The 5,090-nt window shown below is 39.1% G+C and carries 6 protein-coding genes; all 6 read left to right on the top strand.

Features of this window, described 5'->3' with window-relative positions; genetic code table 11:
- Positions 1–181 precede the first annotated feature (181 nt).
- The 6 genes from UF05_RS26320 to UF05_RS08550 all read left to right on the top strand — a co-directional run bounded on the left by UF05_RS26320 (position 182) and on the right by UF05_RS08550 (position 4,844).
- A complete protein-coding gene (locus UF05_RS26320; RefSeq protein ID WP_197065575.1) occupies positions 182–499 on the top strand; it encodes a hypothetical protein in 318 nt (105 codons plus the stop codon).
- Positions 500–1,751: 1,252 nt separating this feature from the next.
- Positions 1,752–2,042 carry a YkgJ family cysteine cluster protein gene (locus tag UF05_RS08570; RefSeq protein ID WP_079400291.1) on the top strand — a complete coding sequence of 97 codons (291 nt, stop codon included), beginning with the start codon at positions 1,752–1,754 and terminating at the stop codon, positions 2,040–2,042.
- Positions 2,043–2,241: 199 nt separating this feature from the next.
- Positions 2,242–3,000 carry a hypothetical protein gene (locus UF05_RS08565; protein ID WP_020840807.1) on the top strand — a complete coding sequence of 253 codons (759 nt, stop codon included), beginning with the start codon at positions 2,242–2,244 and terminating at the stop codon, positions 2,998–3,000.
- Positions 3,001–3,134: 134 nt separating this feature from the next.
- Positions 3,135–3,617: a hypothetical protein gene (locus UF05_RS08560; protein ID WP_031778331.1), complete on the top strand. Its 483-nt coding sequence runs from the start codon at positions 3,135–3,137 to the stop codon at positions 3,615–3,617.
- A 175-nt stretch (positions 3,618–3,792) separates the two neighbouring features.
- Positions 3,793–4,131 (top strand): hypothetical protein, encoded by a 339-nt coding sequence (locus UF05_RS08555; protein WP_045544920.1) that lies wholly within the window; start codon positions 3,793–3,795, stop codon positions 4,129–4,131.
- Between the two features lie 140 nt (positions 4,132–4,271).
- Positions 4,272–4,844, top strand: a complete 573-nt coding sequence (locus UF05_RS08550) for a DUF6988 family protein (protein WP_045544919.1) — start codon at positions 4,272–4,274, stop codon at positions 4,842–4,844.
- Positions 4,845–5,090 lie beyond the last annotated feature (246 nt).

Below are 5,090 nucleotides of genomic sequence, written 5' to 3'. Positions count from 1 at the left end.
TCGACCTAACAAACAATTTAAGAGTGATTCAGCACGCTTGGCATTTTTGGTTTGAGTTAAGCTCAGTGTTTACGGTGGTCAAATTGAGTACTGTGGCTGCGTGCTTCACACCTTAATTGGGCGTTATGCTTTTTATTACTTCATTTTTATTAGAGTGTTGAAACTTCGAAAGGAGAAAAAATTGGTTTCGTATCCTATATCAATTGTAAGTTCAAATTATAAGGGTTCAGATCCTGTAAGACGTGCTAAACAGAATGATAGAAATAGACTTTCATTTCAGCTAGAAAACTTCATTAATAATAAACTGTTAGAACAAAAGTCACCAATTCAAGTGTATAGCTATCATGAAATTTCCTCCGAAACAGGAATTCCTCTAGAAGTAGTGAGGGACTTGTGTTTTTCCATCGACTGTGGCGGCAGTGGGTTTACAGCCATAAAACATGGTCTTACTTATGATGAGGCTATCGAGCAATCAACTAGAGGAATTACAAGTCGTTGACTCAACAAGCATAACAAACTGTTTAAGAGTGATTCGCAACGCGTGGCATTTTTACTATGCGTTGCGTTTAGTGTTTAAGGTGGTATGCAGCAGCATCGGTATTGCGTTGCTCACACCTTAACAGGGCGTTAGGGCTCACGTCAGGTGAGGGAGCCCTGAAGTCATTAGATTTGTACTTGTACTGTAAAATCGACGCTTAAGCTAGCTTGAAATGATACAGAACGAGTGTTGGTAATGAACTCTAAGACGTCCTTTGGAGGTATTTCTAAGTAAAGTGATAAGCAAATGACCACAATAACGGAAATTAAAAGAGTAAAAGCTTTAATTACTAAATCTGACATAAGCATCTCCGGCATATGACATGAAAGCAAATGACAAACTGCATTGTTTGTCCCAAATCGCTCGTTGTCACTTGCAAACATAAAACGATAAAGCAGAGCGTGTTTTATGTTGCGCCGCACAGATTTCGCTTACCAAGTGGGTAGGTAGTATCTGATTAGAGTTAAACCATATAATCTAAAGAAATATATGTCAATTGGTAGGTGAATCCAAGAGCCCTAACAAGGCGTTTAAGAGGGATTCTCAACGCTTGGCATTTTTAGTTTGAATCAGGTTTAGTGTTTACGGCACAATCGTTTAGGTTGAGTGGTTGGCGTTGTTCACCCCTTAACGCGGCGTTAGTTGCCAAGGAGAAAATTGCAGCTAAAGCAGAATGTTTAGGGCTAATGTTCGTGTGTTTTTGGTTAGATTTTCGTATTTCAATTTCTAGTTATTTTGGTTTGCGAAAATCGTGCTTTTGTTTCTTGTGCGGCTTGTTTTTTGTTTCAGAAGCCGATTTACTTGTTGAAAGTCAGCTCTGTAACACTGTCAGTCTAAAAGAGCTTTCTGGTGTTGTTAGTCCGCTTTCTACGGTGTTGTATATTCCAAGTGGTTCCAGTGACAGGCGCTTTGAAACTGCGCCTAATTTGAGTTTCTCAAAACACGTAAAGACAGTGTTGGCAAAGCGGCCATCAACTTCAAACCAAAGCGTTAGGTTTGGCAACTAACAAAGCATTCAAGAGGGATTCACAACGCTTGGCAGTTTTGGTTTGAATTAGCTTAAGTGTTTACGGCACAATGGTTTAGGTCGGGTGACAGCGTTGTTCACCCCTTAATGCGGCGTTATGGCTCACAAGGTCCGCAATCTCAGAAATAAAGGTTGTTCACATCAAATTTACGGTATCATGCACAATTGACTAAACTGTAGTTACTTATGCTTATACCAACTAATACACCTTCTTCCTCAAATGTATCTTGCTCAAACTGCCAAGCTTGCTGCTGCCGCCTTGAAGTTATGATTATCTCGGATACTGGAGTGCCAGAAGAGTTCATCGCTCGTGATCAGTATGGTGGTGAAACAATGATGCGATTAAATGATGGTTGGTGTGCCGCTTTAGACAGAGACACTCTAATGTGCACAATTTATGAAAATCGTCCTTGGATATGCCGCGAATTTGAAATGGGTTCTAATGAGTGCTTAGACGAACGTGTTAAGTTCATATAGAACAACAGATTAACCTTTCTGTTCGTTCGTGAGTTGTAAGCCATAACAAAGCGTTTAAGAGGGATTCTCAACGCTTGGCAGTTTTGGTTCAAAGTTGAGCTTTTGTGTTTATGGCACAATGGTTTAAGTTAGGTGGTATCGCGTTGTTCACCCCTTAACGCGGCGTTAGCTGTCCTATTTTAGAAAGGAGTACATAGTATTGGAAGAGTTGAGGTATTTGTCGAGAATATACTACCAAAACACAGTAAGCTTCTCTTACTTTGAAGCAAGAGGAATCCTGTATTTAATAGTCGCTTTGATTCTTTTTTTGTTAAGTGCGTATTTTCAAATTGCTTTAAGAATCGATTTATTGTCGATACTTCTAATGATCTTTGCTGGGTTATTGTTAGCGAAAGCCAGGAGGCGTTATGACAGAAACCTAATACGCCACTTATCTAACTTCACGCTTCTAAACAGTGATAACGTTGATCATCACAAAGCTGTATACCTCCAAACTTTAGTTTCTCACATTGGATCATCTTTATTTGATGCGATGAAAGATCTAAAGGAAATCAGAGAAATTGCTAAGAGTGAGCATGGGTTATCTAGTAGGTCAGAATGGTCTCGATTTTGTAACTTTATTTATAATCCTGATTCAAAGAATCGAATTCTAAGTTTGGTTATTTATCTTATTAGCTTAGTTGCCTTAATCGTAGTGCCTCGTTCTGATAATGACAGTGGATTTTATCACTTAATCAGCCATCTATCTTTTAGTGAAGCATGGGGATACTTGATGTTCGCTGCATTTTTCATTGTTCTTGGTTACGTTGTCTTAGTTTTACCTGTGATGTATTTATATAAATTCGGTGTTGTGCCTATGCTCTTAAAAACGTCTTCGGTAGATGCTCTCTCTAGGTTCTTTATATCGGAGCTTGCTAAATACGCGTACCTGGACAATCGAGTGCAACGGAGCAGCTAACAAACAGTTCAAGAGGGATTCAGCACGCATGGCATTTTTGTCATGCGTTAGGTTTAGTGATTAAGGCGTGATGCGGTAACGTCGGTGTTGCGTGCTTCACCCCTTAACTGGGCGTTATATTCATTGAGGTTTAGATGACCAAAGTAAATGAACATGTATACAGAAGTGCTAAAGAGTTTTTAGCTATCTGCGAACTCGCTGAGAAGCAAGCAATTGAAATTACTTCGTTTCATTATGCGTACAATGCAAATTTGGCGTTTTCAATTGAACTGTTTTTGAAGTCAATGAATTCACAAACTAAATCAAAAGTAATAATGGAAGTTGGAAGTGCTGCTTTATCAAAGGACTTTACTAAGTGCTTAGTGAGAGAGCATAGGCTTTCCATGCTTTTTGATTCTCTAGACTCAAGCGTTCAGCAAAAATTGAGTGAAAGCTTTGCGCTCCACAGGTGCAACATATCCTGTGGTGTTTTGCAGGACGTTTTAATTGAGCTAGATTCAGCGTTTACTCAAAACAGGTATTCTTTTGAAAAAGCTGGTTTAAACGCGGGTAATAATCCTGAGTTATTACTTTGGACGGCTCGCTTTTTTGAAGAAAGTCTAAATCCAGAAAAATGAATATAACAAACTGTTTAAGAGTGATTCGCAACGCGTGGCATTTTTACTATGCGTTGCGTTTAGTGTTTAAGGTGGTATGCGGCGGCATCGGTACTGCGTTGCTCACACCTTAACAGGGCGTTAGCTTTCTATCAGTTTAACAAATCCAATTAGCAGGGATTACAAGGCGGAAGTAATGGTAAAATATGCAGCATTGTCATTAGCTAGTTATCTTGTGCTGGTCTCTTTCTCTATATACGTGGGAAGGGAATTTTCAATCCCTATGTTTCAGGGAAATAATATTGCTGCGCTATTGCTGCCTATCATAGTTCTTAACTCTAATTTGAAAGTCTATAAAGGCTTTAGCAAGAAAAAAGTATTTATGGCATTTATTGTTTCTGGAATCTATTGTGCAGTTTCGATCGTCGTTTCGCATGTTCATCAAGCAAAGATTCTGGGTATGTTAGAAGCTAGCTTTGTGATTTTGTTTCCTTTTACTTTGCTATGTGCATTAATGGCTGCAAAACGCATATAAAGCTAACAAGGCGTTTAAGGCGGATTCACAACGCTTGGCGATTTCAGTTCAAGTTGAATTTAGTGTTTAAGGTACAATGGTTTAGGTTTGTGGTTGGCGTTGTTCACCACTTAACGCGGCGTTATAAGTACGGGTAATTTATGGAAAAATCGAAACAAAATCTAGTGCTACTTGAGAAAGCACTCGATCGTATACAGTTGCCTCGCAACGATAAAGTAATGGTAGCTAGCTCATATTATTCCATTTGTATGGAGCACTATCGTTCAATTTTGAATTTACTTGAACTCCGGTTATATAGTTCAGCAAGCGCATTATTAAGGTGCCTTTTTGAAAGCTATGTAAAAGGTTTGTGGTTTTACTATTGCTCCAGCGAGGACGATATAGCTTTGTTAAGAACGGACAAGTTTGAGAAACCATTTGGTGTGTTAGTCAAAGAAATAGAAGAAAAGAAAGTGAAAGGCCTGTCTAACGCTAAGAAAAATAACTGGAAAACTCTCAACGGTTTAACACATTCAGGTGCGGGGCAGGTTTCGCGTAGAATTTCTGGTCACCAAATCGGCTCTAACTTTAGTGAAGGTTTTATTGAGGATACTATGAAGTTTGCAAATGACTACGGTTTACTTGCTGCTGGAGAACTAGCTTTAATTAGTAATGATAAAAAAGCCCAAGATGCTGTTCTTCAACTTCAGAGTTCGCGCAGTATGGAGAAATAGTACTTATAACAAAGCGTTTAAGATGGATTCCCAACGCTCGGCATTTTCGGTTTGATTCAGCTTTAGTGTTTACGGCACAATGGTTTAGGTAAGGTGATCTGCGTTGCTCACCACTTAACGCGGCGTTAGTCGCCAGAAAAAGCTAGTAATCAAAATCATGTTTCTAAGCTCAAAATCTGGCAGTTGCTTGTTTAGCGCACAAGTTCATCGTCGATGGTCAAAACTCAGTTTCTGCTATTTTAAGCC

This window comes from Vibrio sp. S457-15, from assembly GCF_000960545.1.
GTDB lineage: Bacteria > Pseudomonadota > Gammaproteobacteria > Enterobacterales > Vibrionaceae > Vibrio > Vibrio parahaemolyticus.
The sequence above is the reverse complement of the archived record's forward strand: the minus strand, read 5'-3'. Positions and strand labels throughout refer to the sequence as shown.

Bases quoted from the DNA above. Each gene is read 5' to 3' on its own strand.
- UF05_RS08550 (WP_045544919.1), top strand. From the start codon at position 4,272: ATGGAAAAATCGAAACAAAATCTAGTGCTACTTGAGAAAGCACTCGAT.
- UF05_RS08555 (WP_045544920.1), top strand. From the start codon at position 3,793: ATGGTAAAATATGCAGCATTGTCATTAGCTAGTTATCTTGTGCTGGTC.
- UF05_RS08560 (WP_031778331.1), top strand. From the start codon at position 3,135: ATGACCAAAGTAAATGAACATGTATACAGAAGTGCTAAAGAGTTTTTA.
- UF05_RS08570 (WP_079400291.1), top strand. From the start codon at position 1,752: ATGCTTATACCAACTAATACACCTTCTTCCTCAAATGTATCTTGCTCA.